This window comes from Paenibacillus sp. OK003 (assembly GCF_900109515.1).
Classification (GTDB): Bacteria; Bacillota; Bacilli; order Paenibacillales; family Paenibacillaceae; genus Paenibacillus; species Paenibacillus marchantiae.
Window position 1 is genome coordinate 258,011 of sequence record NZ_FOBD01000005.1, and the last position, 24,927, is coordinate 282,937.

The window sequence follows — 24,927 nt, forward strand, 5'->3', positions numbered from 1 at the left end:
AGGAGTGGAAATGCGATGGTGAAAATTCTGATTTCCGGATTTGAACCTTTTGGCGGGGATACGGTGAATCCGACGGGAGAACTGATGGAGGCACTTGCGCATGAAGTGATAGAGGGAGCAGAGCTGAAAAGAGTGCTGCTGCCTGTGCACTTCGATGAATGTGCGGATCTGCTGATCGCAGAGATGGAATCCTATCAACCGGATGTTGTCATCGCCTGTGGTCTGGCCAAAGGTAGGACAGCCATTACACCTGAACGGATTGCTGTTAATGTCAAAGATATTCCTCCTGGCTCCTATGCGGACAACCAAGGGCAGCATCCCGTGGACGAGCTCATAGTGGAAGGCAGCCCGGACGGCCTGTTCTCCACATTGCCGATTCGTGCGATGGTGAATAACATGGGGGCAGCAGGCATCCCGGCTGCGGTGTCCAATACGGCAGGCACGTATATTTGCAACAATACGATGTACCGGGTGCTGGATCATATCCGAGTGAAACAGCTTCCGATTCGTGCCGGATTTGTACATTTTCCGGCTTCAACACAGATGGCTGTGCTTCAGCCTTCCGTGCCGTCGCTCCCTATCCCCATGATGCTGGATGCTCTGCGGATTATGATTCGCACGGTAGTGGCGGAGTGACGGAGTTTGGATCAACATTGTGTATAGGTTCGATTTGTTGTTGAAATAAATTACAAAGGGCAGTCCTATGGTCATGAATATGACTTTATAGGACTGCCCTTTGTATTATTTAACGAACTGGAGCCACGCTAATGGGCGGAATTCCATAGATACTGGAATGTTACGAACCCCAGAAGCGTTATTTCGACGTTCATTCTGTTTCTTATGTCTTTGCGCTGAGATTTATCGTAATAACGTGACTGAGGTTCGTTGCTATTGCTATTCGGCTCGATTCTGCTCAATAAGGTGTTAACGATTCGTTAGCGCCTTGGACACGCAGGTCAATAGCACAGCAATGAGACCGTGCCCAACACTAAATAGGAAAACGAGATTGGGCACACCCTGATTGATGGTCTGAATTGATGCCTGACAAATCAAATCAAATCAAATCCGCAATAAATCCAGATCGAACTCGGGAACAAGTCCTTCTTTCATCGCTCGTCCAAGCAATGCTGTAATTGCACCGTAACCATCATCGCCCAGGTTGGCGCTGAACTCGTTAACGTACAGGCCGATATGCTGTGCAGTTACATCAGGGTCCATCTCTTGTGCATGCTCCATGACGTATGCCTTGGACTCATCCGGATGCGCCCATGCGTATTCCACCGAGGCACGTGCCCAACCTGCAAGGGCGTGAGCATCCAGGTTGCGACGGGCGATGATTGCACCCAGCGGGATTGGCAGGCCTGTGTCGCTTTCCCACCAGTTACCGAGATCTGTCATCAGTTTGAGATCATAATTCTGGTACGTGAAGCGTGCTTCATGGATAACCAGGCCGGCATCGATCTTGCCATCCCGGACTGCAGGCATAATCTGATCGAATGGCATAACGACAATCTCGCCTACACCGCCGGGAACATTTTGTGCTGCCCAGAGACGGAATAGCAGGTAGGCTGTTGAACGTTCGCTCGGCACGGCAACTCGGCGTCCCGAGAGATAGGCTGGATCGGTTGTACCGTTAGCGGTCAGAACCAGCGGACCACATCCTCTGCCAAGTGCGCCGCCCGCAGGCAAGAGCGCATAATCATTCAGCACATAAGGCAGTGCTGCATAGGATATTTTCATAACTTCAGGTGTATCTGGTCCATCCGGATTTGCCGCAAGGCCGTTGGTAATATCGATATCCGCATAACGGACATCAAGCTCAGGTGCACCTGGAATCAGTCCATGCACCCATGCGTGAAAGATAAATGTATCGTTAGGACAAGGGGAAAATGCAATTTTCATGATATAAGTACCTCCCGTAAAATGGAACTTGCAGCCTGGAGCGCACCCAGAGCATCCTTGATGCGCCAGGCGTCGCGGTCGCGTGGACCGACCGCGTTGGATATAGCCCGCAGTTCGAGTGCTGGCACGCCGAACTGCTGGGCTGCCGTTGCCACGCCGAAGCCTTCCATGCCTTCGGCGGCGGCATCCGGCACGCGGCGCAGCAGCTCCGCGGCCGTCTCGGCAGTTCCGGTCGCCGTGGATACGGTGACCGCCGTGCCTCCGCTGACAGCGAGCCCTGCCCGCTGCAGCTCATGGCGCAGGCGCGCGGCAAGCACCGCGTCCGCCGCCACACGGGACGAGCCGAAACCGAGCTCGTCCACGCTGAGGAAGCCGTCTGGCGTCTGCGAGCCCAGATCGGCGGCAACCATGGCGTCGGCCACCACGAGGGAGCCGACGTCCGCCCGGCCGGGGAACCCGCCGCCGATGCCGGCACTGACCACCAGCGTGTACGCTGGGGTCAGTCCGGTCCTGGCAAGGGGCCCCGGCCTTGAGGATGCGGCAGATGCCTGTGCCGCATCAGTTTGGCTTGGCGCAGCGGAGCCTTGCGCCAGCGCCTTTGCGCCAGCCGCTGCTGAGGCAAAGGCCAGCGCGGCAGCAGTTCCTGCTGCGGCCGAGGCAGGGCCTACGCCCGCAGCAATTACATCAAAGCGTTCCGTGGCCTGGTCACCCAGACCGCGCAGTACAGCCTCTTTTTCCGCATCAACGGCGGTTACAATTAATACACGCTTTGTCGATGCTGTGGATGTCGAGTTTGTTTCAAAGCTACTTAACAAGCTTGTAGTTTCTGGGCGATTACGTTCTATAGAATCATTCTGTTTCTGTTCATTCATCCCGAATTCTCCCTCATGAGGTTTTTATAAAGCCATCTATAAAATATGTACGCATAGGCCAGACGGAGTGACAACTGTACTGACAACGAGCGAAGCGAGCATGTGAACCAGTGAACGAGCACAACGTTCTTCTCCATCATAACGGAAGGGGAAAGATCAGAACAAGCTTTGAACGTATTTAGCGGGATAAGCGATTTAACGAACAGTAGCAACCCGCCCGAACCAGACTGAACCCCGAAATTACGCGTTTTATATAACAGAGTAATCTATTTCTATCTGCCTATATGTCACTTTAATCATATATATAAACCTAACGCGAATCATACGAGAAGTCAAAGTAAATGGTTGACAATCTGTATTAACTGTATTAATAATAGTAGTACAGTTAATACACCTTAGTGTTGGATACATACACTTCAAAACACAGTCATCGTTCATTAATAGGGTATTACAACTTTTATAGAGAGGAGGTGCGGGATGTTCGAATTGGATGTACGCAGCCGTAAGGCGATCTATGAGCAACTAGTAGACAAAATCAAAGAAATGATCGTGTACGGTGTTCTCCAACCCGATGAGCAGCTGCCTTCCGTTCGCACACTGTCCGGGCAGCTCACGGTTAATCCGAATACGATTCAGAAGGCGTACCGGGAACTTGAACGTGAAGGTTATATCTATTCATTGCAGGGAAAAGGGAGCTTCGTATCATCGTCCGTGGAACATCCGAATGCAGCTATGAGAGATGAAATCAGAGCCGCTCTGGTGAAGCTGATTGCGGAAGCTTCATATTCCGGTCTTAGCAAAGCCGATATGACGCTTTTATTTGAGGAAGCGATGGCCCGTATAGAGAAGGGGGAGCCGCATGATTGAGCTGAATCAGGTCATTAAGGCATTTGAACAGGAAAAAGCCGTTGATGGCGTCACGATGCAAGTACATAAGGGATCGATCTACGGTTTACTCGGTTCCAACGGGGCAGGCAAAACGTCGCTGCTCAAAATACTGGCAGGCATCTATCGTCAGGATAGCGGAACGGTTCGCATGGAGGGACAAGAAATTTATGAAAATATGGACCTCAAGGGACGCACCATTTTTATGGCGGATGCGCCATACTTTTTCCCGCAATCCTCCATCCATCAGATGGCTGCCTTCTACCGTTCGGTATATCCGCGCTGGAATGAGGAGCGTTTTGTACAGCTCGGCAGTGTATTTAAACTGGATGTGAAACGTAAACTGCATCGCATGTCCAAAGGCATGCGCCGTCAGGCAGCCGTCTGGCTTGGGCTCAGCTGTATGCCTGAAGTGCTGCTCATGGATGAGCCGATTGATGGGCTTGATCCGGTCATGCGGCAGCAGATCAAGAACCTGCTGTTCCAGGAAGCAGCGGAGCGTCAGGTGACGATTCTGATCTCGTCTCACAATTTGCGCGAGATTGAAGACCTATGCGACCATGTTGCCATCATGCACAAAGGCCGGATTATCGTAGAGAAAGATTTAGATGATCTGAAGGCTGATACACATAAAATTCAGGTCGCTTTCCGTCATCCTGATCATGCCAAGGCTATGGACGAACAGGTGAATATTTTGCATGAAGAGCAGCGTGGAAGTGTATCCCTGTTTATTGTGAAAGGCAATCGCGAGGCTGTGACGGAACGATTCCGTGCATTTGATCCCTATCTGCTGGATGTGCTGCCGCTGACGCTGGAAGAAATATTTATCTATGAAATGGAGGATGCAGGATATGATATTCAACCGATTGTTCTGTAACCGGGGCATCCTGTTCCAAAATTTCAGGCAGCATGGATGGATCGGCATCTTGTACCTGATCACGTTGTTGTTTTCGCTACCGCTCCATATCAGTACAGAGTACCGGGATTTACCCCAGCAGATTACGAGTTTGTTCCAAGCGAATGGGGAAGTACAAATTCTGTTTGCCATTACATTCCCGGTAGCAGCGGGCATTTTTCTGTTCCGGTATGTGCAATCCGGTGCACCTTCAGATCTGTTCCACAGTTTGCCGCTGCGCCGAAAGCATCTGTTAACCGTTAATTTGTTGACGGGGTTCGTGATGACTCTGGTTCCAATCTGGATAACGACAGCAGTTACAGGCTGGGTATGGGCTGTTCTGGATAAGCCTGCTTATATATTTGGAGGCAGCTCCATCTGGATGTGGGGCCTCAGTATGAGCATCTACTCGTTGTTTATGTTCATGCTGACCGTGGTGGTAGGCATGTGCATTGGACAGTCCGTGTTGCAGGGACTCACAGTGTACGCTATTCTGTTGTTGCCTGTTGTTGTATGGTTCATTTTTTCCTTGCATCTTCAAAATTACCTGCTTGGATATCCGTACGATGGTGTTGGGCGAAGTGCAGAAAAAATATCTTTAGTCCTTCGCATGGGTTCGATTAGTGGAGCTCCTGTGATCGGTTGGGAACTCATTATTTATTCGATATTGACACTGTTGTTCATCCCGTTGTCTTACGTATTCTATGCGAAGAGAAAGGTGGAATCTGCTACCCAAGCGGTGACGTTTAAGCTTGTTAAACCCATATTCCGATTTGGTTTAATGTTTACGCTGGTTTTAATTGGCGGAGCCTACTTCACCATTATTGCTCCGAGAGGATCATCCGGGTGGGGAATCTTCGGATATATCCTCGGTGGGGTTGTCGGTTATATATTTGCCGAGATGATTATCCGCAAGACGTGGCTGATCTGGAGCAGCAAGCTCCTGCCCAAGTTTGCTTTATATGGTATAGTTGCCGGATTGATTTTGTACGTCCCTGTTGCTAGCTGGAATGGATATGCTGCACGAGTGCCTGAGTTGAACAAGGTTAACAGTATCAAGCTTGGTGGAGAGAGATACTCTTATACTAACGGTGTCTCATTGAAGCTGGATGATAGTCCATTCTACTCGGATGATCCTGATTTTTTGGAAGCCGTTCTTGCCCTGCATCATAAAATTATCGATTCCGATCTTCCTTTGCTAGATCCGGTTAATCCAAATGATTATGACGAGTATGTGTCTATTAACTACAAGCTGGATAACGGCAAGGTAATGAAACGAAGATACCAAATTCCTGAAATCCATTTCCGACAGGAACTCATGGTATTGAAACAGACTCAGGCATACAAATCGGTGGCCTATGACACGTATAAACTGGAAGAGGATGCATTAAGTATCGGAATCCGCTCAAGTATTAGCTCGTATCGGAAAGTATATATCAGCAATCCAGAACAAGTCCGTGAATTCAAGGAATTATTGAAGCAGGACATGTTGGATCAGACCTACGAAGAACAGCGCTCCCCTTGGCAGTCTTTTGCTTACGCGGAAATGAACCAGAATTCAACATCTTCTGACCCTTATCAACCGAAGGAGATGTGGAATTTTGATATTAAACCGAGTTATAAGCGAGTGCTGGCATGGTTGAAAGATAACAACTTATACGAGCAGCTTCAAGTTCCGGTAGACGAAATCGCTTCGGCGCAATTTGTGAAGCAGGAGATTGATAGTCCAGGATATCCGAAGACGGCTTATCCACAATCAGAGTATATTGACGATAACTTGAGTGGCAATAAACAGGTTGCGACCAAAAATAAAAAAATTATCAGCCAACTGCTCAAGCGTCAACGGTCCGGTTATCAAACAGAGAGAGATACCATCTATCAGATCAAATTGAATGTTACCCAAGGGGAGAACATCTACATGATCCTGAAGGAAGAAGACCTGACAGAAGAAATGAAAGCTATCTTGGCTGAACAGTAAGATCATTTGCAAGCGGGAAGGGTTCTCCCGGTAAATATGCTGATTTCTCTATCTGACTTGACCAGAATACAACTATGGAATATATTAGAAAAAGGTAGTGGTTCGATTCGAGATGATGACCATTTCGGCGAATCCCATAATGGAACGGCTTATGAGGGAAGCACCCGTAAGAGCAGGCAATACGCCTGACTTGCGGGTGCTTTTTTTGTCTTTTTGCCAGTGTGTTCATTAGGGAGCGTAAGGATCGTAATCGAGTCACCGCACAGACACATCCAGCAGGTTCTAATTATCAATTCACATGGAAGGGAGCAGAAGAGAATGCAAACTGGAATTTTCGATGAAAATGCAAGTCATCAGGTGGGTCATTGTTCGTGTGCAACACCAATCAGGGAGCAAGGCATCAATGAGGGGGATGAAGACAAGCAACAGATCATGAACCAATCCCATATGAGGAGGAGCACGAAAAATCATAGTTTCATGAGCAACCTGAGCAACCGATACGGGTCACGCCCAAACCTTTGCGCTAACGTATGGACCCGTATGAGCCTGGGACTCATCATCATATTCAGTATGAGTGTAATGTATTATTCCTCCGCTGCTGAAGCAGCGGGACTTGAGCTTGGCGTAACAGCCCAGAAGGCGTGGGAAACCGTGCTGAGCAAGGCTGATTCGCAGACCAAGTTGTCCCTGCAACGAGCGTACGAGAACGTAGGCAACTGGACGACTCAGGAACAAACTTGGGAACAAAAGATAAAGACCATTCATGCCGCTAATAGCAAGGAGCTGGAACAATTACGTGTGGGTATAAGGCAAATCGATGATGCAAAGATCGCTGGTTTAACCGAAAAGGTAAAACAAACCGAGGCCCGGTATGAGTCTTTGTTTGCTTTGTACAGTTCAGTGAATAGGCAGCTCGACGCCGCCAAAGCGATCAAAAACAAGGAATGGAGTGCGGCTATTCGCACCCAAGCGGATACGTTGAAACCTGTTGTTCAGCTTGCCCGAGAAGACATTCGTTTCAAGAAAAAGGAGCTTGCCGAAGCCCGCAAACGAAAGAGTACAGAAGTGAAACGGTTGCGTACTTTACTGGTAGGAGCTGATCCGGTGAAGAAGCAGATTCAAACGGGCAAAAAACAGGCGAGCCTGTCGAAAGAGCGATATTCAAACGCGTTGCAGCAGTTCAAACAGAGTACAAAACTAGGCCAGTCATCACGCGTATTAAGCTCGTTGAACTCCTTATCCGCAGTAGCGGAGAAATGGGCTGGCTCCAAACAACATATCTATACACTTGAGCAGAAGGTAAGTGCTACCTACGCCAAAGTCAGTCAGGAACTGACCAAGAGACCGAAATAAAAGCGAGCTACATTATCCTTTTTGCCAGTACCAAGAAACAACAGTATAGTCGATGAGAAGACAGGACTGTGGTACACTCGAAGCAAACGAGGCGGCAGGAGGATATGAATGGCAGACAAAGAAGATTTGACCCGGTTCGGTGTGGCATTTCCCACGCCTCTGATCGAACAGTTTGACAGCTATATTGAAGAGCAGGGATACAAGAACCGTTCGGAAGCTTTTCGTGATTTGGTCCGTAAAACATTGCTGGAGCCCTCTGCATTGCATTCCGAGCAGGATGTAGCTGGAACCATTGTGATGGTGTATGACCACCATATCAGTGATCTTCCTATTCGGTTAATGGAGCTGCAGCACGAGGCACACCATGACATCATCTCCAATATGCATGTGCACCTGAACCATGATCAGTGTTTGGAGGTCATTGCAGTGCGGGGCAACCTAGGACGATTGCGTCATCTGCATCAGCAGATCCAGGTTCAAAAAGGAGTACTGTATGCAGAGCTGTCCGTAACGTATGTGGATGAGCTCAACAAAATGGCAAGCCACCACAGTCCGCACAATCATGATCACAGCCAAAATCAACAAAGTCATCACCATCCTCACAATTCTCCTGATTCTTCAACGGATTAACTTTTAAAATTTCAAAAACCGATTCATTGGCTTTAGCCGACTTTGTCCATAGCACGTATGTAGAACAACAGATTATTGGTCCATTACCGATAATCTGTTGTTCTTTTTGTTTTGTTATAATACCTAACTCGAAACACTGTATCATCTTCGGAACCCCCTGTTAATCTCATTTAAATTCCCTGTAAATGAAAATAAATGGATTTTGAAGTTAAGTTTGTTGACACAATGAAACTGTTTTGTGCTACAATTTTCAAAAAAAGTAACACGGAATTAGATTTTATCGTCAAAATTAAAGGGGGAACAGCATAATGCGCGGATTTTCATGGGGGAAACGACCAGTTAGAGCGGGAGTAGGAATTTTACTTATATGCACAGTTGGGCTGTCGGGATGTACACAGGGGACATCCTCAACAATAGAGAGCGTTCAGCAGGCAGCGGTTTCTCTTCCCAAAGACGAATTAGTGCTGGCTGTTGGCACGGAACCGGAAGGCGGATTTGATCCCACTACGGGCTGGGGACAGTACGGTTCACCGCTCTTTCAGAGCACTTTGCTGAAAAGGGATGCCAAACTTCAACTGGTCAATGATCTGGCGACAGAGCATTCCGTCAGTGAAGATGGGCTGACTTGGACCGTCACACTCCGGGATGATGTAAAGTTCTCGGATGGTGAGCCACTGACGGCCGAAGATGTCAGATTTACGTTTGAAACGGCTGCCAAGAGTGGTTCAGTCATCGATTTGACCAATATGGCTGATGTGGAAGCACCGGATACAACAACTGTCGTCTTTACATTAAAGTCGCCGCAGTCCACGTTTATCAGTCTGCTGACTACACTCGGAATTGTGCCTGAGCACGCCTATGGTCCTGATTACGCCGAGCATCCGGTTGGGTCTGGTCCATACAAGCTGGTGCAATGGGATAAGGGTCAGCAGGCGATCGTCGAGGCTAACGAACAATATTACGGGAAAAAGTCCACATTCCATAAACTGACGTTCCTCTATCTGGATGAGGATGCAGCCTTTGCAGCGGCGCAAGCCGGAACAGTCGATATTGCGGCAATCCCGGCGGCATTCAGTAAGCAGCAGGTAAGCGGCATGAAGCTGGAAACAGTGAAAACAGTTGATAACCGGGGCATCATGTTTCCGATGCAGCCCGCAGGCGCTAAGTCTGGTGACGGCCTGCCGGCAGGCAATGATGTTACATCCGACATTTCTATTCGTAAGGCGGTAAATGTGGCGATTGATCGCACTGCATTGGTGGAGGGGGTACTGGAGGGTCATGGTCGTCCGGCCTACTCGGTCAGCGACGATCTGCCGTGGAGCAATTCGGATTCTGTATTTGCAGATGCGAATCCCGATGAAGCGAAGCAGATTTTGGCTGATGGCGGCTGGGCGGATACAGATGGTGACGGAATTGTCGAGAAGAACGGTACAAAGGCCGAGTTCAATCTGCTTTATTTTGCAGGGGATTTAACGAGACAGTCGTTGGCACTGGCTGCTGCGGATATGGTGGCCCAAGCGGGAATCCAGGTCAATGTGGAGGGGAAAAGCCGGGAAGAGACGAAAAAGCTGGCCTATACCAATGCCGTATTATTTGGCTGGGGAAGTCATGATCCGCTTGAAACCTACAATCTCTACAGCAGTACCCATAAAGGTGAAGGATACTACAACACTGGATTGTACAGCAACCCAACCGTGGACAACTGGATGCATCAAGCTCTCCGAGCGACAACGGAAGAAGAGGCACTGCCCTTCTGGCAGAAGGCGGAGTGGGATGGATCGACAGGATTCAGTTACCAGGGCGATGCGCCATGGGCATGGCTGGTGAACATTGATCATCTGTATCTGGTGAAGAATAGTTTGAAAATCGGTGAACAGCAGATCCATCCACATGGTCATGGGTGGCCTGTGACATCCAATCTGGAAGAATGGTCCTGGGATGAAGATTCGAAATAGAAACGCTACGGTAGCTTTAGCCTGAATTGGGGAGAGATTGGATGGAGGACAGGATGGGATGGGCCAAATTTGTCGGATTTAAAATGCTGCGGCTGTTATCTTTGCTGGCAGGAGTCAGCGTGGTGTCTTTTATATTAATGCAGTTCTCTCCAGTGGACCCGGTGGAGGCTTACATTGGTGGAGATATGATCAGGGTGAGCGCAGAGCAGCGCAGTCTTATTGAAGAACGTTGGGGGCTCAATGCTTCACCCGTAGAACGGCTGTTTACTTGGGGACAGGCACTGATTCAGGGCGATCTAGGAACATCAATGATCTATAGGCAGCCGGTTGCGGACATCATCCAGGAACGATTCATGAATTCTGTTGCTCTTATGGCGGTGGCATGGGTGTTATCCGGTCTGATTGGATTCGGTCTGGGCGTCGTTGCTGCCATGAAAAGGGATTCACGGCTGGATCGTCTGATCTGTTGGTACTGTTACACACTGGCTTCCACGCCTGTATTCTGGATCGCGCTGTTATTACTCATGGTATTCGGTGTATGGCTTGGCTGGCTGCCAATCGGACTTGGTGTACCTGCGGGCATGGCAGCAGATCAAGTGACATGGGGAGATCGGGCCATGCACATGATTCTGCCTGCGCTGACGTTGAGTCTGACGGGCGTAGCCGCGATTGCCTTACATACCCGGCAGAAGCTCGTGGATGTGCTGGACTCCGATTATATTCTTTTTGCGAGGGCACGAGGTGAGCGAGGTGTTCAACTGTTTCGTCGTCATGGGTTCAGACATGTGGTACTGCCAGCTTTGACGCTGCAATTTGCTTCATTTAGTGAATTGTTCGGTGGAGCTGTGCTCGCGGAGCAAGTGTTTTCCTATCCCGGATTGGGGCAAGCAACAGTCCAGGCTGGATTACGCGGTGATGTGCCGCTGCTGCTGGGACTTGTGCTGTGTAGTGCGATATTTGTGTTTACAGGCAATATGCTGGCCGATATTCTGTACCGTATCATTGATCCGCGCATGAAGGAGGAGGCTATAGGATGAAACAGACATTAGAACGTCCCTCCCGGCCTGAGGCTCAGACTGCACAGCATCTGAAAGTTAACTCTCCCAAAAGTGAGGCGGGGAACAAGAGGAATTGGAGGCCAGTACATCCACGTACTCATGGTGGGAAAGGTTATTCAGGTGGCGGTATTCCTCGTTTTCGTAATCCGCGCAAATGGGCGATGATCTGGGGTGGCCTAGGTGTGATCTGGATTGCCACCGTGTGGCTGACAGGCAGACTGCTTCCCGCAGAATCGACGCTGACCTCCTTGATGGATCGGAATCTGGCTCCGGCCTGGGCACATCCTTTCGGTACAGATTGGCTGGGAAGAGATATGTTTATGCGCACATTGAAAGGATTGGCAACGAGCATTCAGGTGGGGTTACTCGCGGCTTGTGGCGGCGGACTTATCGCTCTTTTACTGGGTCTTGCTGCTGCTTCAGGGAGAGCTGCGGACCGGGTCATTTCATGGATCATTGACCTCTTTCTGAGTGTTCCCCACTTGGTATCGCTGGTGATGCTGGCTTTTGTGTTCGGTGGAGGTTTGCCTGGGGTGGCGTTAGCCATTGCCCTGACCCATTGGCCGAATCTGGCCCGCATTGTAAGGGCAGAGATGATTCAACTGAGATCAGCCGAGTATATTCATATCTCACGCAGATTGGGCCATTCGCGAATGTGTATTGCGGTGCAGCACATGCTGCCCCATCTGATCCCGCAGCTGTTCGTGGGAGTGCTGCTGATCTTCCCTCATGCCATTCTGCATGAGGCAGCGATTACGTTTCTGGGGCTGGGGCTGTCGCCGCAGCAGCCAGCCATCGGAATTATTTTATCAGAGTCGATGCGATATTTGTCCGCAGGGATGTGGTGGTTGGCTTTTTTCCCAGGGCTCGCATTGTTGTTGGTTGTTCGTGCGTTTGATGTGTTGGGCGGTAGTCTGAAGACATTAACGGGAACCGGCAGTTCAAGGGAGGTGATGTAGACATGGCACTTCTTGAAGTGGATGAAGTATCGGTTTCGTTCCGGCGTGCTCGGGGATGGTTTGGGCACGAGGAGAACCGTGTTATTCAGGATATGACTCTGTCTGTCAATGAAGGGGAGATTGTCGCCGTCGTAGGGGCAAGTGGATCAGGCAAAAGTGTGCTGGCGCAGGCGATCATAGGCATTCTTCCTGCCAATGCGACGATAGAAGGCCGGATTAGCTATGCAGGCGAACCCTTGACCATGGATCGGCAGCTTCATCTGCGTGGAGATGAACTGGTGTACATTCCGCAATCGGTCAGTTATTTGGACCCGCTGTTGAAGGTGGGCAGGCAGGTTCAACCCGTAAGCCAAAAGACAGGGCGCAAGCAAGGATCGACGCACCGATCCACGATGCAAAAGGCAGAGCAGGAACTGACGGGACGCTATGGATTGCCTCAGGGAACGTCGGGCAAATATCCGTTTGAGCTGTCAGGTGGCATGGCACGTCGGGTGTTGATGGCAACGGCCACCTCTGGTGCTCCGAAACTCATTATTGCAGATGAGCCAACACCTGGCATCCATCCCGAAGTGCTGGCTGAAACGATGAAGCATTTTCGTCAACTGGCCAATGAAGGGGTCGGCATTCTTTGGATTACCCATGATATTACGACTGCCTTGACGGCAGCAGACCGCATATCCGTATTTTACGCAGGCTCCAATGTGGAGACGGCACAGGCTTGTGATTTTACGGGAAAGGGCGAAAGATTAAGACATCCATACACGAAAGCGCTCTGGAACGCGTTGCCACAAAATGATTTTCAACCTCTGTCTGGAACCCAGCCTGTAGCAGGTCGACAGCGGGTAGAAGGATGCTCATTTGCACCACGCTGCATCGGAGCGACCACGGCTTGCACGAACGAACGTCCTGAGCTGCGCAAGGTCCGAGGCGGGGAAGTGAGGTGCATCCATGCCACTTGAGGTTAGTGATGCAGGGTATCGTTATGGTAAAGAAGCTTGGGTATTTCAAAATATAAGTATGGAAGTACAGCAGGGGGAAGTCGTTGGCTTGTGGGGGCCCAGTGGCTGTGGCAAAACAAGTCTTGGACGTATCCTTGCAGGGTATGTGGAACCGATCGCAGGTCAAGTGCTGCTGGATGGGAAGCCGCGCCCCAAAGCCGGAGCCTGTCCGGTTCAGCTGGTATTCCAGCATCCGGAGAAAGCGGTGAATCCACGCTGGCGGATGCGCCGTGTCTTGAAGGAAGCCATGATCGAGGATCAGGAGCTGCTCAATGACTTGGGTATCCAGACGAATTGGCTGGATCGAAGGCCCGGTGAGTTGTCAGGCGGAGAATTGCAACGATTCTGCGTTGCACGTGCACTCGGCACAGCAACTCGTTACGTGATCGCTGATGAGATGACCACCATGCTGGATGCGATCACACAGGCGCAGATCTGGCATACCGTGATGAATATCGCGCGTCAGCGTAACCTGGGACTGTTGATCATCAGCCATGATCGGGAGTTACTGGACAGGTTATGCGATCGGATTGTGCAGATGCCAACCTCATAACTTACGGGGTATAAACCGTTTTCCGATATAAAAGGGGTGTCCGAGTAGTCCATCATGAACATGAATCATGGATTTGACTACAGGGACAGCCCCTTTTGCAATTTTACCGAAATCAGCGCTTTAATGAAACGAGCGCGGGTTATTAGACGAAATTTTAGTTTCGTTGTTGGAACGAATTGTAGACACCTTATGCCCGATTCGTTAACGTCTTCAATGTACTTTAAACGTAATTCAACTTATTGTCCGACAGCCTGCCCACCAGCACAGACAATCTGCGCATGGCTTCTTCTACCGTGGAACGTGGGCAGGCCACATTCATGCGCATAAATCCTGTGCCTTCTGCTCCGAAGATACTTCCATCATTGAAGGCGAGTCCTGCTTCCTTGAGCAGCATCGTACACAGCTGCGCATGCGGAATATTCAGCTTCCGGAAATCCATCCACAGCAGGTAAGTCGCATCTGGAAGCCGAATTCCGATTTGCGGCATATGCTCTGCGACATACTGCTGCACGTATTCCATATTTCCGCGGATATAAGCAAGACAGTTATCCAGCCATTCTTCAGCGCCGTTGTATGCCGCTTCGGCTGCTTCTGCTCCCAGCGTGCTGATGTTGGCAAGACCCATCGTTTTCACGCCCTGCATGAATGATTCCCGCAGCTTGGCATTTGAAATGATGATATTGGAGGTGCATAGACCTGGAATGTTGAACGTTTTGCTTGGTGCAGTACAGATAATGCTGAGATCAGCGACAGCTTCAGAAATAAGGGCCAGCGGAGTATGCTCACCGCGTTCGTGGACCAGATCGGCATGAATCTCATCCGAAACGATGAGTACGTTATATTGCACGCAGAGTGCAGCAAGGCTTTGAAGTTCTTCACGAGTCCATACCCGTCCAACCGGGTTGTGAGGACTGCACAGAATTAACATTTTGACCCGACCCGTCTTCAGGCAGGATTCCAGATGCTCCAAATCCATGTAATAATGTCCATCGTTCTCCACCAACGGATTGGTCATCAGTTCTCTGCCTTGACCGCGTACCACATCATAGAAGGGTGCATACACCGGAGTCTGAATTACTACTGCATCTCCCGGTTCGGTGAACCGTTGTACAGCAATGCTGAGTGCAGGCACAATACCTGGGGTGAATACAACCCATGCATCGTTAATGCTCCAGTTGTGACGTCGCTCCATCCATCCCGATAGTGCTGCGTGATACGCATCTGTTCGCACTGTATAGCCAAAAATCCCATGTTCCATTCGAGTCTTCAACGCTTGAATGACCGATGGTGGAGCGGCGAAATCCATATCAGCAACCCACATGGGGAGCGCATCTGTGACCCCAAAAATCTCCTCAAGTGCATCCCATTTCTCTGATCCCGTGCAGAGTCGATTAATCGGCTCGTCAAATGTATGATTATTGTTCTTGCTCATTGCTTAAATCCCCCTTGAAATCCGTTCCTTCGACTACAATCGACAGATTATTATCTTATAAATTTGATGATTTCGCAACTTGTAACCAGCAGATGGATTCCATTTTGTATGGGGCTGCATCCAGGACTTTATTCATGTAATAACAATGATTCGAGCGTGCGTAAAGCAAAATGAATGAAACGACTAATTTTGTGCGGCGCTGGTCCTGTTTTTCTATTAAATCATGTACAAGCTCTCGCCAGATGGTATTATGATTCCAAGCTTTGGTTTAACAACGAAGCAGCAACCGTACATAAATTTCGGTAATAGAGACAATCAGGAGGGACTTTGGATGAAAAATAAAAAGTGGATGTTAACCGCTGGTGTCTTCAGTATGGTATTAACAGGATCAGCAGGGGTATATGCAGGAACGCAATTGGAAACCATTAAGGCTTATTTGAACCATGGGTTAGGCATTGAAGTTAACGGACAGAAGTTCACACCAACAGGTGATCAGGGCAAGAAGCTCGTCCCTATTACATATCAAGGCAGTACGTATCTCCCAGTTCGTTCCATTGCAGATGCGTTGAACACGGAAGTCACGTATGATTCGAAAACCAATAAAATAAGCATCGGGTCCACAAGCTCCTCCAGTGGGTCCAGTTCCACAAGCAACAGCGGTTCGACTTCAACATCAACAGATAAAAACAAACAGGCTGAGAGTGTGAAAGCCAAGTATTTACCGGTTGATTTCCCTTTACCAACGGATGCCAAGACCATCAGCCTGATTGAGTCTAGTGTAGAAGGTAAGAACAAAATCGTCTTTATATATACAACAAAAGAGACGCTGCTCGCGGTAGGAACATCTTACAAAGATTATTACCAGAACAAAGACCTGACTCAATACGCGCAAGACGTACAGGCGGATGGATTCAGCATTGTTGGTCGTGAAGAAGGCAAATTCGCCGTATCCATTACGGGTTCCACTTCTACAACGTACAAGGATGTTAATGAAGTAACCGTTGTGTGGGGCGAAGAGTAAGGGAGCACTATCAAGTACTCATAGTCATGCTTTCATAAAAATAAACATGGGATAGTAACGCAGAACGCAGTAATTGTCCCATTTCCAAACGTCAAAACAGTAAAAAACCACCAGGGAAGGTCATGATATGACCGCTTCTACTGGTGGTTTTTACTAATCCAGAAATTCTTCCCGCTCAGGCAGACATAGGTAGCAAGAGGAAGAATATTTATCTTTTATTTCATAAATGTGATCTTATGATAGCGTTACAAGTGCTCATTGAACCATCCAGCAATATGCTCCAGACGACGTACCCGTAAGTGCGGGTGACCTCCGCGGGACAACTCGTGATTGGCTCCCGGGAAACGAACGAACCGAGTGGTCTGTCTGCGCCGCTTCAAGGCAACATATAGTTGTTCAGCTTGTTCAATCGGACAACGCAGATCCTGCTCACCATGCAAAATCAGCAGCGGCGTGCTGACATTACCCACATATGCAAGCGGAGAATGTTTCCATAACTTCTCGGTGTCATCCCATGCATTACCGCCAATCTGGTCTTCCGTGAAAAAGAATCCAATATCACTGACTCCGTAGAACGAGAGCCAGTTAGAGATGGAACGCTGAGTGACGGCTGCCTTGAAACGGTCGGTATGTCCAACAATCCAGTTGGTCATGAAGCCACCATAGCTGCCGCCAGTGACGCCCAGACGGGACTCGTCGATAAACGGATATCGGGAAACCGCATAATCCATGGCTTCCATCAGATCACGATAATCCCCGCCGCCATAGTCACCCCGGCAGGCATTCACGAATTGCTGTCCGTATCCGAGCCCACCTCTTGGATTAATATATACAACAGCATAGCCCTGTGCTGCGAGGAGCTGAAACTCATGCATAAACGTAAAGCCATACATCATATGTGGACCGCCATGAATCTCAAGAATGGTTGGGACTTTGACTCCTTCCACCATGCCAGCCGGTTTCAGCATCCAGCCTTGCAGTCGCAGGCCATCAGAGGAATTGAACCAGAAGGTCTCGGGTGTGCTAAGTTGGATTTCTTCAACCAGTTGAGGATTGCTATGGGTCAATTGTATAGGCTCGGCCCCAACTTCATCAGATTGAGTATACAGAAAGAGATCACCAGGACGAAGTACGTCTGCTACGGCAGCCACAATCTGTCCGTTTTCCAGCTCAGCAAACTGATAGAACTCTTTCTCGTCCGGCAAGATGTATTCGGCATGACTGCCATCTCGTGCGAATCGGGCAATCCGAACGCTACCTTCAATAGTAGCAAGACAGAGAATGGATGAACCATCACGACTGAATACCGGGCCCGTATTAGTTAAGTGTGAGCGCATATCACCAACGAGGCTATGATTGATCTGTACATCCCAATCCTTGCTTAGACATACGGGTTGGCCGCCTGAGATCGGAAGGGTATAGAGCTTGACCAACGTAGCATTTCCATAGGAACGGTCGCTGGCAAGCAATGCAAGGGTTTGTCCATCAGGTGCGTACGTCAGCCGGCCGAAAGAGTATCCTTCCGGAGTCAACTGCTGCACGTCAGATCCGTCAGCCTTGGCACGATATACATGGTTTGTCAGGGAGTAATCGTTATGGTGCTCGCCCTCTTCCGGAAACTGAGCGATCCAGGCAATGGACTCTCCATCCGGCGACCACGCATAGTCCCCAACGTCATAATGACCTGTAGTTACAGGGATCGCCTCTCCCCCTTCGATTGGAACACGAAAGAGATGGGTTCGTCGACCGTTCCACAGTCCACCGCTGTCAGATTTCATTCGAATTCGATCCACGACAAGTTCTTGCGGCCGTTTTTTATCGATGTCTTCCGTTTCATCTTCGTCTTTTTCGCTCATGTCCACAGATGATTTAACAAGCAAAGTGAGCCCATCCGGTGACCAAAGCAGGGAGCTGACGCCATGCTTCAAATGGCTGACTTGCTGTGCTTCTCCACCATCTGAGGCGATCAGCCACACTTGTGTTTTGCCTTCATGTTCTCGTAAAAAAGCAAGCTGTGAACCATCCGGCGACCAAACAGGAGCGTGATCCTTATCTCCGGATGTGAAAGCTCTGTCCTTCTGGTTCTCCAGGTTAAGGAGTCTCAGGTGAGAAGAATAACCGTCTCGTGCTTTGTTTGTTTTCCGACTTACATATACCAGTTGTCCGCCCTGAGGAGACGGAGTTGGATCATTAACCCATGTAATCTGAAAAAGATCTTCCGATGTTATGCCGCGCAGACTATTCATTGTTTGTCCTCCCACCACGATCAGATTGTTTTAATTTCCTAACCTTTCCATTTATATTAACGGAAAGCATGAGGCAGGACAACACGATTCTGAACGAACGTACTCCTATTTCTTAACAATATCGCCTATGCCCGAAAGGAATTATTGGAAGCATGACGAATCCTAATGTTGAATAGTCATGAAATGGACGAAAAGCTGTCTGAAAATGATGTTTAATGTCAGTTGAATCTGTTTAATGAACATTGCTATTTAAGTATATTTGGTAATGCAGCTGATTTAATGAGCTGCACCCCGTTTATATAGATCATTCTTGTCTCAGTCACCATGAAGGAGGAGCATCACTTTGTCCACATCCTATGATCAACAGCACGTGGAATACCCAAGCCGGAAACGAATGGCATGGCTTACATTGGGGGCGGCACTTTTTGTAGCAGCCGGATTTTTTTTGATGTTAGATGATTCTTTAGCCAAGGGATCTGCCATTTCTTCGGTTATAGGTTTGTTCTCTATTTTGTTTTTCGGGCTTTGTCTCTGCTACAGCCTGGTGAAGATGATTAAGAAGGAACCTTCCTTTGTTGTTGATGATCATGGGTTTGTGGATGCATCTTCTTACACATCAGGAGGGTTAATTGCCTGGAAAGATGTTGAGAATATTTTTATGTATGAATTCATGGGACAGAAGATGATTGGGGTTAAATTGTGGGACGAGAAAGCGTTTCTGGATCGCCAGAATGGGATGAAGCGCAAACTAATGACGGTAAACAGCAGCATGGTCGATGCTACGGTAAGCATTGCCCAGAACAGCCTCACATTACCACTGGACCAGTTGTATATCATGATGGTGGAGCGTTGGAAGCAATCGATTGAAAGGTCGAGTGAAGGAAGTAGCTTTGATCTATTTAATAATAAATAGATCATGAGGAATATTGTCAGATTGGAGGAGTACAGATGCAACAAGGAAATCAGACGCGTACGATCCAGCTGCCCGATGGGACAACACTGCCTGCAATCGGACAGGGAACATGGTATATGGGTGAGAAGCAATCCAGTCGGAGAGAAGAAGTTCAGGCACTGCGTTATGGTATTGAACGTGGAATGACAGTAATAGATACGGCTGAGATGTATGCTGAAGGCGGGGCGGAAGAGGTCACTGGTGAGGCGATAAAAGACTGTCGCGATGATGTATTCCTGGTATCCAAGGTGTATCCTCATCATGCGGATCGGAAGCAGATGATTACCGCTTGTGAGCGCAGCCTTTCGCGTCTGGGTACAGATCGCTTGGATCTGTACCTGCTGCACTGGCGTGGAGGTGTGCCGTTGGAGGAGACGGTTGAAGCTCTGGAACAGCTGAAACAATCAGGCAAAATTCTGCGCTGGGGTGTTTCGAATCTGGATACAGAGGACATGCAGGAGCTCTGGAACATTCCAGCTGGTCAGCATTGTGCAGTGAATCAGGTGCTGTATCATGCAGCTTCTCGTGGTATTGAATACGAGCTTCTTCCCTGGTTGAGGGAACGCCTTATTCCTGTTATGGCCTATTGTCCGCTGGCCCAAGGTGGCAGGCTTCGTAAAGAATTGTTGGAGCATTCAGTCATCCGTGAGATTGCCGAGGATCGAGGAGTCAGTCCTTCGCAAATTGCGTTATCCTGGGTTATCAGGGATGGAGACATACTGGCGATCCCGAAAGCTGTACAGCTGAATCATGTTGCAGAAAATGCTGCGGCGATGGACGTTATTTTGACCCAAGATGAAGTTGTTCGGTTGAATGAGGCATTCCCTGCACCTAAGGGTAAAGTGCCTTTGGATATCGTATAGAGACTTCTTGTCAGGCCGATTACATCATACAATGACCGTAGTTGGAAGAATCAAGAGTAATAAGAGCAGATCTGAGGATCTGTTCTTTTTTTGCATTTGGGGCCATTTTAAATAAATGGGCTTTACAACAACAAATCACTAGTGTACTATGTAACTAACACACAGATACAGAGAGGAGCGAGGACATTGTGAGCATTGAATTTGACAACAACTTGCCAATCTACCTGCAGATTATGCAGTACATCAAAAGACAGATTGTGACCGGGACACTTAAGGCAGGCGATAAAATTCCTTCGGTTCGTGAGCTCGCGGCCGAATTACAGATCAATCCTAATACAGTACAGCGAACATTTCAGGAGTTGGAGCGGGAAGAAGTGGTTGAAACCAAGCGAGGTCTGGGCCGATACGTGACAAGTGAGGAGTCGAAAATTATGACGATCAAAAAAGAGATGGCTGGTGAATTGCTGGAGCGTTTTCTGACAGGAATGCAGGAGCTGGGCATCGAAGAACAGGATATCGTAAATATCGTCGCTGATGCCGTTGCGGAAGGAAAACAATCACTGCATCGCGATGGAATAGGAGGAACAGTGAATGAGTAATATTCTTGAGCTGAACCATGTAAGCAAAACGTATGGCGGCAAGAAAGCTCTTCATGACATCACGCTTGAAATCGCACCAGGCCGAATTGTAGGTCTGCTGGGCAGTAACGGCAGCGGTAAAAGCACTTTGATGAAGCTGGTTGCAGGGCTTCTGCACCCCAGCAGTGGAGATGTTCGTGTCACGGGGAAAGCGGTTGGCTTGGAAACGAAGTCGCTGGTATCTTTTATGCCGGACCGCCCATTAACCGAGAGTTGGATGAAGGTACGGGACGCGATTGCGTATTACCGCGATTTCTACGCTGATTTTGATGAAGCCAAAGCAAGAGAGATGCTTGATTTCATGAAGCTTGAAGAGGGAGAAAAGGTAAGACATTTGTCGAAAGGCATGAATGAACGATTACAACTAACACTGGCTCTTTCCCGTAAGGCTCGTCTTTATCTGCTCGATGAACCGATTGGCGGGGTAGACCCGGTTGCCCGGGGCAAAATTCTGGATGCGATTGTGAAGTTCTATGACGAAGACAGCAGTCTGATCATCTCTACACATCTTGTAACGGATATCGAACGAATTTTTGATGAAGTGATCTTCATCCGTGAAGGTGAGCTGGTGATGCGGGAAGAAGTGGAGACACTGCGTCTCAAGTACGGTAAAAGTGTGGATGAGATGTTCAAGGAGGTTTATGCGGAATGATGACACTGCTGAAGTATGACTTTAGAAGGAATTGGAACACATTGCTGGCTGGGCTAGCCGTATTGATTATTGTTCAAATTGGGCTGTCCTTGTTTGTTTCAGATATAACTGCAAGTGCTATAGGTGTTATTGTATATGTCGGAGTAGGCGTGTCCATATATGTGAAAATGATCAAAACGTATTGGTCCAACATCCGTTCGTACAATCGCCGCCTTGTGCCGGTAACAGGACTGTCTCATGTCTTATCCCCGATCATATTCGGAACGCTCTGCGGGCTGGGTTTGCTGGCTGTTGCCACCATTCACTACTTTATTTTCAGTGCAACGCATACAGGGATCAACTTTGCCAGCTTTATTAACGATTCGGGCATTCATCTTTCGGAGATTGTTTCGTTGCTATTGTTTTTCTGGTGGGTAGCTTTGTTCTGTATCATAATCATCTTCCTCTCCATTTCGATTGGAGGCAGCTTCCGCTTTAAAACAGGACCTTGGATTAGTATCGTCGCATTTTTCGTACTAATCAATGTCATTAGCTGGCTGGAGAATACCATCTTCTCGGGTCGCTTTAACCCGGATGAATTATTTCAGGTAACGGAAAAAAGTACAGGGCTCTCCATTATGTCCAATCGAATCATGTGGTCAGATGGAACGTGGGCAAGTATTATCTTTGAAATCATCGTGGCTGTAATTTTGGTTGGCGTTGCCGTATATCTGAATAATAGAAAAGTTGAAGTTTAAGTTAAAAATCTGTCAGCTGCAGTTTAGCTGGCAGATTTTTATATTTTGAAGCAATCACCAGTTCTTATACGTAAATGGGGATATATGTCGTTTGGCAATAAAAGATGTACTTTAGGCAGAATTATTAGGCAGAATCATTATGCAGAGTCACTGCCTTCTGCCTTTACAATAGGTTCCTCTCCGTGGTGGCTCCGCACTCCTCCAGAAGTCCGTTCAGGCATTGCTTCAAGCTCGGTTTCCGCATAGCGTGCCAATACTTTGGCGGCTGTCTCAGACATTCGTTTTCGAAGCGCAGCGTTGTCTGCAATCCGTACCCGTTTGCCTAGAAAACGCATTTTGGACAGTACGTAATCCAGCTCATTTCGCGGAATGGTTAGTTCAATGCGGTACGTCTGTTGGGCTTCCACAAATTCCACCTGCTTCTCGAAGCAGGAAAAGGCATATAGAATTCGCGACAACTCCTGATTAAACTCCGGCAGCACTTCGATCGTTACGGTTGTCTTCCGGTTCTCCGTTAAAATGGCGATTTTGGCAGCATACTGAGAAGCTGTTTCCGGTTGAAGCGGCTGGGCTTCCGCGGTAATGATGCTATGCAGCTTGGTGGACATCAGTTTGTTGTAGAGTGGAGCATACCAGAGTACGTACCATTCTTTTTTGACCATGGAATATTCGAGTTTGTAGGGGTATCCAAACTGATCCTGGCTGATTCGTCCATTGCGGACACGCCCTGTCAAACGAAACCCTTGATGATGCAAAATCATCTGCCGTAATGGTTTGAGCAGCGGATGAAAGACACTGTTTTCTTCACTTTTGGCTTTTTCGGTCAGGTAATCCTGAAGGTCCAGATCCTGCTCTGCATCCAGCATTTCATGCATTTTGTGCAACGTGTCAGGGTGCAGCGCTTCTGGTGCGGCAGGGTGATTCAGCATCATGCGCAGCCAGGCCCGTTCCTGGGATGTCCAGGTGAAAAGTCCGGTTTCATTCAATCTCGTCATCATCTGGTAGTTGAACATCTTCTCGAACAGATTCATAATATTGCGCAATCTCCTTCCATTCCTTAATCATCTCCTGACGCAGCCTCTGTGGAGCGATCACCTCGCAGCTTGAACCAAAACTCCGAAGCCACGGCTTAATCTCGGTGGTACCGTTGACCTGAATTTCATACAGAAAGGTATGTTCCGTTTCGGGCGTAATCATTCCCCATTGGCCTTGCAAACGAACCCGATCCAGAATGAAGTTACGCTGGCCGTCCTGAGGATGGAAGAAGCGTGCTTGAACCGTTACGGTGTTCCCCGTATCCACCAGCCAGCTGTAGCGGCTGATTTCGGCCCACTGTTGCTTCAATTCGAGCATATATTCTTCTTCAATCGAATCCTGTTCCTCCAGCTGTGTAATGCCTTCCATCCGGAATTTCACAAAGCCACGGCGTCCCTGATATCCAATGACATACCAGCGGCCATACTGATGGTCATAGACCACTTCAAGTGGTACGATCCGGTTGGATCGTCCGCCTGCTTCCCGTTCAAAGCGTGGATTCGTATTCTGCGAACTGTAGCTGGACGGTTTTTTGGGTGAATAATACAGAAACTGGATATGTTTTCGTTGGCGAATCGCACTAAGCAGAGTGTACAGATGTGCTTCGTCCAGAATGCGTGAATAATAGTGGTACTTATATATGAATGGCTCGGTGGCTTCTTCCTGCGGATAACTTGCGGCAATGGCTTTTTTGAGACTGTCGCGCAATAAATATCCCTGCACGGACGGAACCTGGGTGTTCGCCATAATATCCACAAAATCATACAGCTCCAGCTGTTCTTCTACGGTTAGACCCGTAAGTACGTCCTGCTGCAAAAGGTAACGATAGGGCCTGCCGCCGGGTTGCTTGCGGATCACCCCGACTTCTTCCAGATACTTCAGATCGGAGCGAATGGTCTTTTCGTCAGGCAGCGCCAGTTCCTCTGGCAGATCCGCGCAGCAGGCATCCAGTAATTCCATAGCGGTTAAAGCTTGATCTTGCAGGGTATGCAAAAGGATAGAAAGACGCTGAACTTCAGTCTCTTTCATCGACTTGGCGCGAAAGAGGAAGAGCAGCATGGGCTCAGCAGATTCTCCGTACTGGAAGCGGACGAGATCCGCCATTTCTTTGTTTGGTTCCGAGCCTGAGCGTTGGTCAGCGACGGTCTGCATAATTTCTTTTAATCTGCGTTGGGTTTTATCAAAAGTATGTACGGATATGCCAAGCCGTTCGGCATACTGTTTACGGTTGTACGCACCACTTGTCAGGGACAACATGCGCAGAAATTGAATTTCTTTGTCAAAGCTTTCTTTAGCCATGAATATTCACTCCT

At 48.6% G+C, this 24,927-nt stretch carries 23 protein-coding genes; 17 read left to right on the forward strand and 6 right to left on the reverse strand.

The window, feature by feature from the left end; all coding sequences use genetic code 11:
- Positions 1-15 precede the first annotated feature (15 nt).
- Entirely contained in the window at positions 16-636 is a 621-nt protein-coding gene (pcp, locus tag BMW94_RS09780) for a pyroglutamyl-peptidase I (RefSeq protein WP_175480639.1), read from the forward strand.
- 423 nt (positions 637-1,059) lie between these two features.
- On the opposite strand, the gene BMW94_RS09785 is transcribed toward pcp, so the two are convergent.
- A complete protein-coding gene (locus BMW94_RS09785) occupies positions 1,060-1,902 on the reverse strand; it encodes a 1,4-dihydroxy-6-naphtoate synthase (protein ID WP_063568235.1) in 843 nt (280 codons plus the stop codon).
- Positions 1,899-2,774: a futalosine hydrolase gene (locus tag BMW94_RS09790; RefSeq protein ID WP_175480640.1), complete on the reverse strand. Its 876-nt coding sequence runs from the start codon at positions 2,772-2,774 to the stop codon at positions 1,899-1,901. Before BMW94_RS09790 ends, BMW94_RS09785 begins: the two co-directional genes overlap by 4 nt.
- A gap of 477 nt (positions 2,775-3,251) precedes the next feature.
- On the opposite strand from BMW94_RS09790, the gene BMW94_RS09795 reads away from it, so the two are divergent.
- From BMW94_RS09795 to BMW94_RS09840, 10 genes are all read left to right on the forward strand, one after another.
- The gene (locus tag BMW94_RS09795) at positions 3,252-3,641 is read left to right on the forward strand and encodes a GntR family transcriptional regulator (protein ID WP_053783970.1); all 390 of its coding nucleotides are present in this window, start codon (positions 3,252-3,254) and stop codon (positions 3,639-3,641) included.
- Entirely contained in the window at positions 3,634-4,536 is a 903-nt protein-coding gene (locus tag BMW94_RS09800; protein ID WP_090997669.1) for an ABC transporter ATP-binding protein, read from the forward strand. The genes BMW94_RS09795 and BMW94_RS09800 overlap by 8 nt, the downstream gene beginning before the upstream one ends.
- Entirely contained in the window at positions 4,511-6,532 is a 2,022-nt protein-coding gene (locus BMW94_RS09805) for a hypothetical protein (protein ID WP_090997673.1), read from the forward strand. Before BMW94_RS09800 ends, BMW94_RS09805 begins: the two co-directional genes overlap by 26 nt.
- A gap of 318 nt (positions 6,533-6,850) precedes the next feature.
- Complete coding sequence (locus BMW94_RS09810; protein ID WP_090997675.1) at positions 6,851-7,885, forward strand: hypothetical protein; 1,035 nt, start codon at positions 6,851-6,853, stop codon at positions 7,883-7,885.
- A gap of 108 nt (positions 7,886-7,993) precedes the next feature.
- On the forward strand, positions 7,994-8,515 hold the full coding sequence (gene nikR / locus BMW94_RS09815; protein WP_254790198.1) for a nickel-responsive transcriptional regulator NikR: 522 nt from the start codon (positions 7,994-7,996) through the stop codon (positions 8,513-8,515).
- Between the two features lie 308 nt (positions 8,516-8,823).
- A complete protein-coding gene (locus BMW94_RS09820; RefSeq protein ID WP_090997678.1) occupies positions 8,824-10,470 on the forward strand; it encodes an ABC transporter substrate-binding protein in 1,647 nt (548 codons plus the stop codon).
- Between the two features lie 41 nt (positions 10,471-10,511).
- Positions 10,512-11,507: an ABC transporter permease gene (locus BMW94_RS09825; protein ID WP_090997682.1), complete on the forward strand. Its 996-nt coding sequence runs from the start codon at positions 10,512-10,514 to the stop codon at positions 11,505-11,507.
- Positions 11,504-12,487, forward strand: coding sequence for an ABC transporter permease (locus BMW94_RS09830; protein ID WP_254790199.1), 984 nt, complete (start codon positions 11,504-11,506; stop codon positions 12,485-12,487). Before BMW94_RS09825 ends, BMW94_RS09830 begins: the two co-directional genes overlap by 4 nt.
- Before the next feature lie 2 nt (positions 12,488-12,489).
- A complete protein-coding gene (locus tag BMW94_RS09835; RefSeq protein WP_090997685.1) occupies positions 12,490-13,446 on the forward strand; it encodes an oligopeptide/dipeptide ABC transporter ATP-binding protein in 957 nt (318 codons plus the stop codon).
- Positions 13,436-14,038 (forward strand): ABC transporter ATP-binding protein, encoded by a 603-nt coding sequence (locus tag BMW94_RS09840; protein ID WP_090997688.1) that lies wholly within the window; start codon positions 13,436-13,438, stop codon positions 14,036-14,038. The genes BMW94_RS09835 and BMW94_RS09840 overlap by 11 nt, the downstream gene beginning before the upstream one ends.
- A 220-nt stretch (positions 14,039-14,258) precedes the next feature.
- Here BMW94_RS09840 and BMW94_RS09845 read toward each other — a convergent pair whose 3' ends face one another.
- Entirely contained in the window at positions 14,259-15,470 is a 1,212-nt protein-coding gene (locus tag BMW94_RS09845; protein WP_090997691.1) for a MalY/PatB family protein, read from the reverse strand.
- Positions 15,471-15,801: 331 nt separating this feature from the next.
- On the opposite strand from BMW94_RS09845, the gene BMW94_RS09850 reads away from it, so the two are divergent.
- Complete coding sequence (locus tag BMW94_RS09850; RefSeq protein ID WP_175480641.1) at positions 15,802-16,491, forward strand: stalk domain-containing protein; 690 nt, start codon at positions 15,802-15,804, stop codon at positions 16,489-16,491.
- A 245-nt stretch (positions 16,492-16,736) separates the two neighbouring features.
- On the opposite strand, the gene BMW94_RS09855 is transcribed toward BMW94_RS09850, so the two are convergent.
- The gene (locus BMW94_RS09855; RefSeq protein WP_090997697.1) at positions 16,737-18,737 is read right to left on the reverse strand and encodes a S9 family peptidase; all 2,001 of its coding nucleotides are present in this window, start codon (positions 18,735-18,737) and stop codon (positions 16,737-16,739) included.
- A 343-nt stretch (positions 18,738-19,080) separates the two neighbouring features.
- On the opposite strand from BMW94_RS09855, the gene BMW94_RS09860 reads away from it, so the two are divergent.
- The 5 genes from BMW94_RS09860 to BMW94_RS09880 all read left to right on the forward strand — a co-directional run bounded on the left by BMW94_RS09860 (position 19,081) and on the right by BMW94_RS09880 (position 22,579).
- Complete coding sequence (locus BMW94_RS09860; protein WP_090997700.1) at positions 19,081-19,650, forward strand: STM3941 family protein; 570 nt, start codon at positions 19,081-19,083, stop codon at positions 19,648-19,650.
- A gap of 35 nt (positions 19,651-19,685) precedes the next feature.
- Positions 19,686-20,552, forward strand: coding sequence for an aldo/keto reductase (locus BMW94_RS09865; protein ID WP_090997704.1), 867 nt, complete (start codon positions 19,686-19,688; stop codon positions 20,550-20,552).
- 188 nt (positions 20,553-20,740) lie between these two features.
- Positions 20,741-21,151, forward strand: coding sequence for a GntR family transcriptional regulator (locus tag BMW94_RS09870; RefSeq protein ID WP_064640316.1), 411 nt, complete (start codon positions 20,741-20,743; stop codon positions 21,149-21,151).
- A complete protein-coding gene (locus tag BMW94_RS09875) occupies positions 21,144-21,842 on the forward strand; it encodes an ABC transporter ATP-binding protein (protein WP_090997707.1) in 699 nt (232 codons plus the stop codon). The genes BMW94_RS09870 and BMW94_RS09875 overlap by 8 nt, the downstream gene beginning before the upstream one ends.
- Positions 21,839-22,579 (forward strand): hypothetical protein, encoded by a 741-nt coding sequence (locus BMW94_RS09880; protein WP_090997710.1) that lies wholly within the window; start codon positions 21,839-21,841, stop codon positions 22,577-22,579. Before BMW94_RS09875 ends, BMW94_RS09880 begins: the two co-directional genes overlap by 4 nt.
- Before the next feature lie 137 nt (positions 22,580-22,716).
- Here the strand turns inward: BMW94_RS09880 and BMW94_RS09885 are convergent, their stop codons facing one another.
- A complete protein-coding gene (locus tag BMW94_RS09885; RefSeq protein ID WP_090997713.1) occupies positions 22,717-23,610 on the reverse strand; it encodes a WYL domain-containing protein in 894 nt (297 codons plus the stop codon).
- A complete protein-coding gene (locus tag BMW94_RS09890) occupies positions 23,558-24,913 on the reverse strand; it encodes a helix-turn-helix transcriptional regulator (protein WP_090997716.1) in 1,356 nt (451 codons plus the stop codon). The genes BMW94_RS09885 and BMW94_RS09890 overlap by 53 nt, the downstream gene beginning before the upstream one ends.
- Positions 24,914-24,927: the final 14 nt, after the last annotated feature.

Bases quoted from the DNA above. Each gene is read 5' to 3' on its own strand.
- BMW94_RS09855 (WP_090997697.1), bottom strand. From the start codon at position 18,737: ATGAATAGTCTGCGCGGCATAACATCGGAAGATCTTTTTCAGATTACA.
- pcp (WP_175480639.1), top strand. From the start codon at position 16: ATGGTGAAAATTCTGATTTCCGGATTTGAACCTTTTGGCGGGGATACG.
- nikR (WP_254790198.1), top strand. From the start codon at position 7,994: ATGGCAGACAAAGAAGATTTGACCCGGTTCGGTGTGGCATTTCCCACG.
- BMW94_RS09790 (WP_175480640.1), bottom strand. From the start codon at position 2,774: ATGAATGAACAGAAACAGAATGATTCTATAGAACGTAATCGCCCAGAA.
- BMW94_RS09880 (WP_090997710.1), top strand. From the start codon at position 21,839: ATGATGACACTGCTGAAGTATGACTTTAGAAGGAATTGGAACACATTG.
- BMW94_RS09845 (WP_090997691.1), bottom strand. From the start codon at position 15,470: ATGAGCAAGAACAATAATCATACATTTGACGAGCCGATTAATCGACTC.
- BMW94_RS09890 (WP_090997716.1), bottom strand. From the start codon at position 24,913: ATGGCTAAAGAAAGCTTTGACAAAGAAATTCAATTTCTGCGCATGTTG.
- BMW94_RS09835 (WP_090997685.1), top strand. From the start codon at position 12,490: ATGGCACTTCTTGAAGTGGATGAAGTATCGGTTTCGTTCCGGCGTGCT.
- BMW94_RS09795 (WP_053783970.1), top strand. From the start codon at position 3,252: ATGTTCGAATTGGATGTACGCAGCCGTAAGGCGATCTATGAGCAACTA.
- BMW94_RS09785 (WP_063568235.1), bottom strand. From the start codon at position 1,902: ATGAAAATTGCATTTTCCCCTTGTCCTAACGATACATTTATCTTTCAC.
- BMW94_RS09830 (WP_254790199.1), top strand. From the start codon at position 11,504: ATGAAACAGACATTAGAACGTCCCTCCCGGCCTGAGGCTCAGACTGCA.
- BMW94_RS09820 (WP_090997678.1), top strand. From the start codon at position 8,824: ATGCGCGGATTTTCATGGGGGAAACGACCAGTTAGAGCGGGAGTAGGA.
- BMW94_RS09840 (WP_090997688.1), top strand. From the start codon at position 13,436: ATGCCACTTGAGGTTAGTGATGCAGGGTATCGTTATGGTAAAGAAGCT.
- BMW94_RS09800 (WP_090997669.1), top strand. From the start codon at position 3,634: ATGATTGAGCTGAATCAGGTCATTAAGGCATTTGAACAGGAAAAAGCC.
- BMW94_RS09885 (WP_090997713.1), bottom strand. From the start codon at position 23,610: ATGAATCTGTTCGAGAAGATGTTCAACTACCAGATGATGACGAGATTG.
- BMW94_RS09825 (WP_090997682.1), top strand. From the start codon at position 10,512: ATGGAGGACAGGATGGGATGGGCCAAATTTGTCGGATTTAAAATGCTG.
- BMW94_RS09850 (WP_175480641.1), top strand. From the start codon at position 15,802: ATGAAAAATAAAAAGTGGATGTTAACCGCTGGTGTCTTCAGTATGGTA.
- BMW94_RS09810 (WP_090997675.1), top strand. From the start codon at position 6,851: ATGCAAACTGGAATTTTCGATGAAAATGCAAGTCATCAGGTGGGTCAT.
- BMW94_RS09805 (WP_090997673.1), top strand. From the start codon at position 4,511: ATGATATTCAACCGATTGTTCTGTAACCGGGGCATCCTGTTCCAAAAT.
- BMW94_RS09865 (WP_090997704.1), top strand. From the start codon at position 19,686: ATGCAACAAGGAAATCAGACGCGTACGATCCAGCTGCCCGATGGGACA.
- BMW94_RS09875 (WP_090997707.1), top strand. From the start codon at position 21,144: ATGAGTAATATTCTTGAGCTGAACCATGTAAGCAAAACGTATGGCGGC.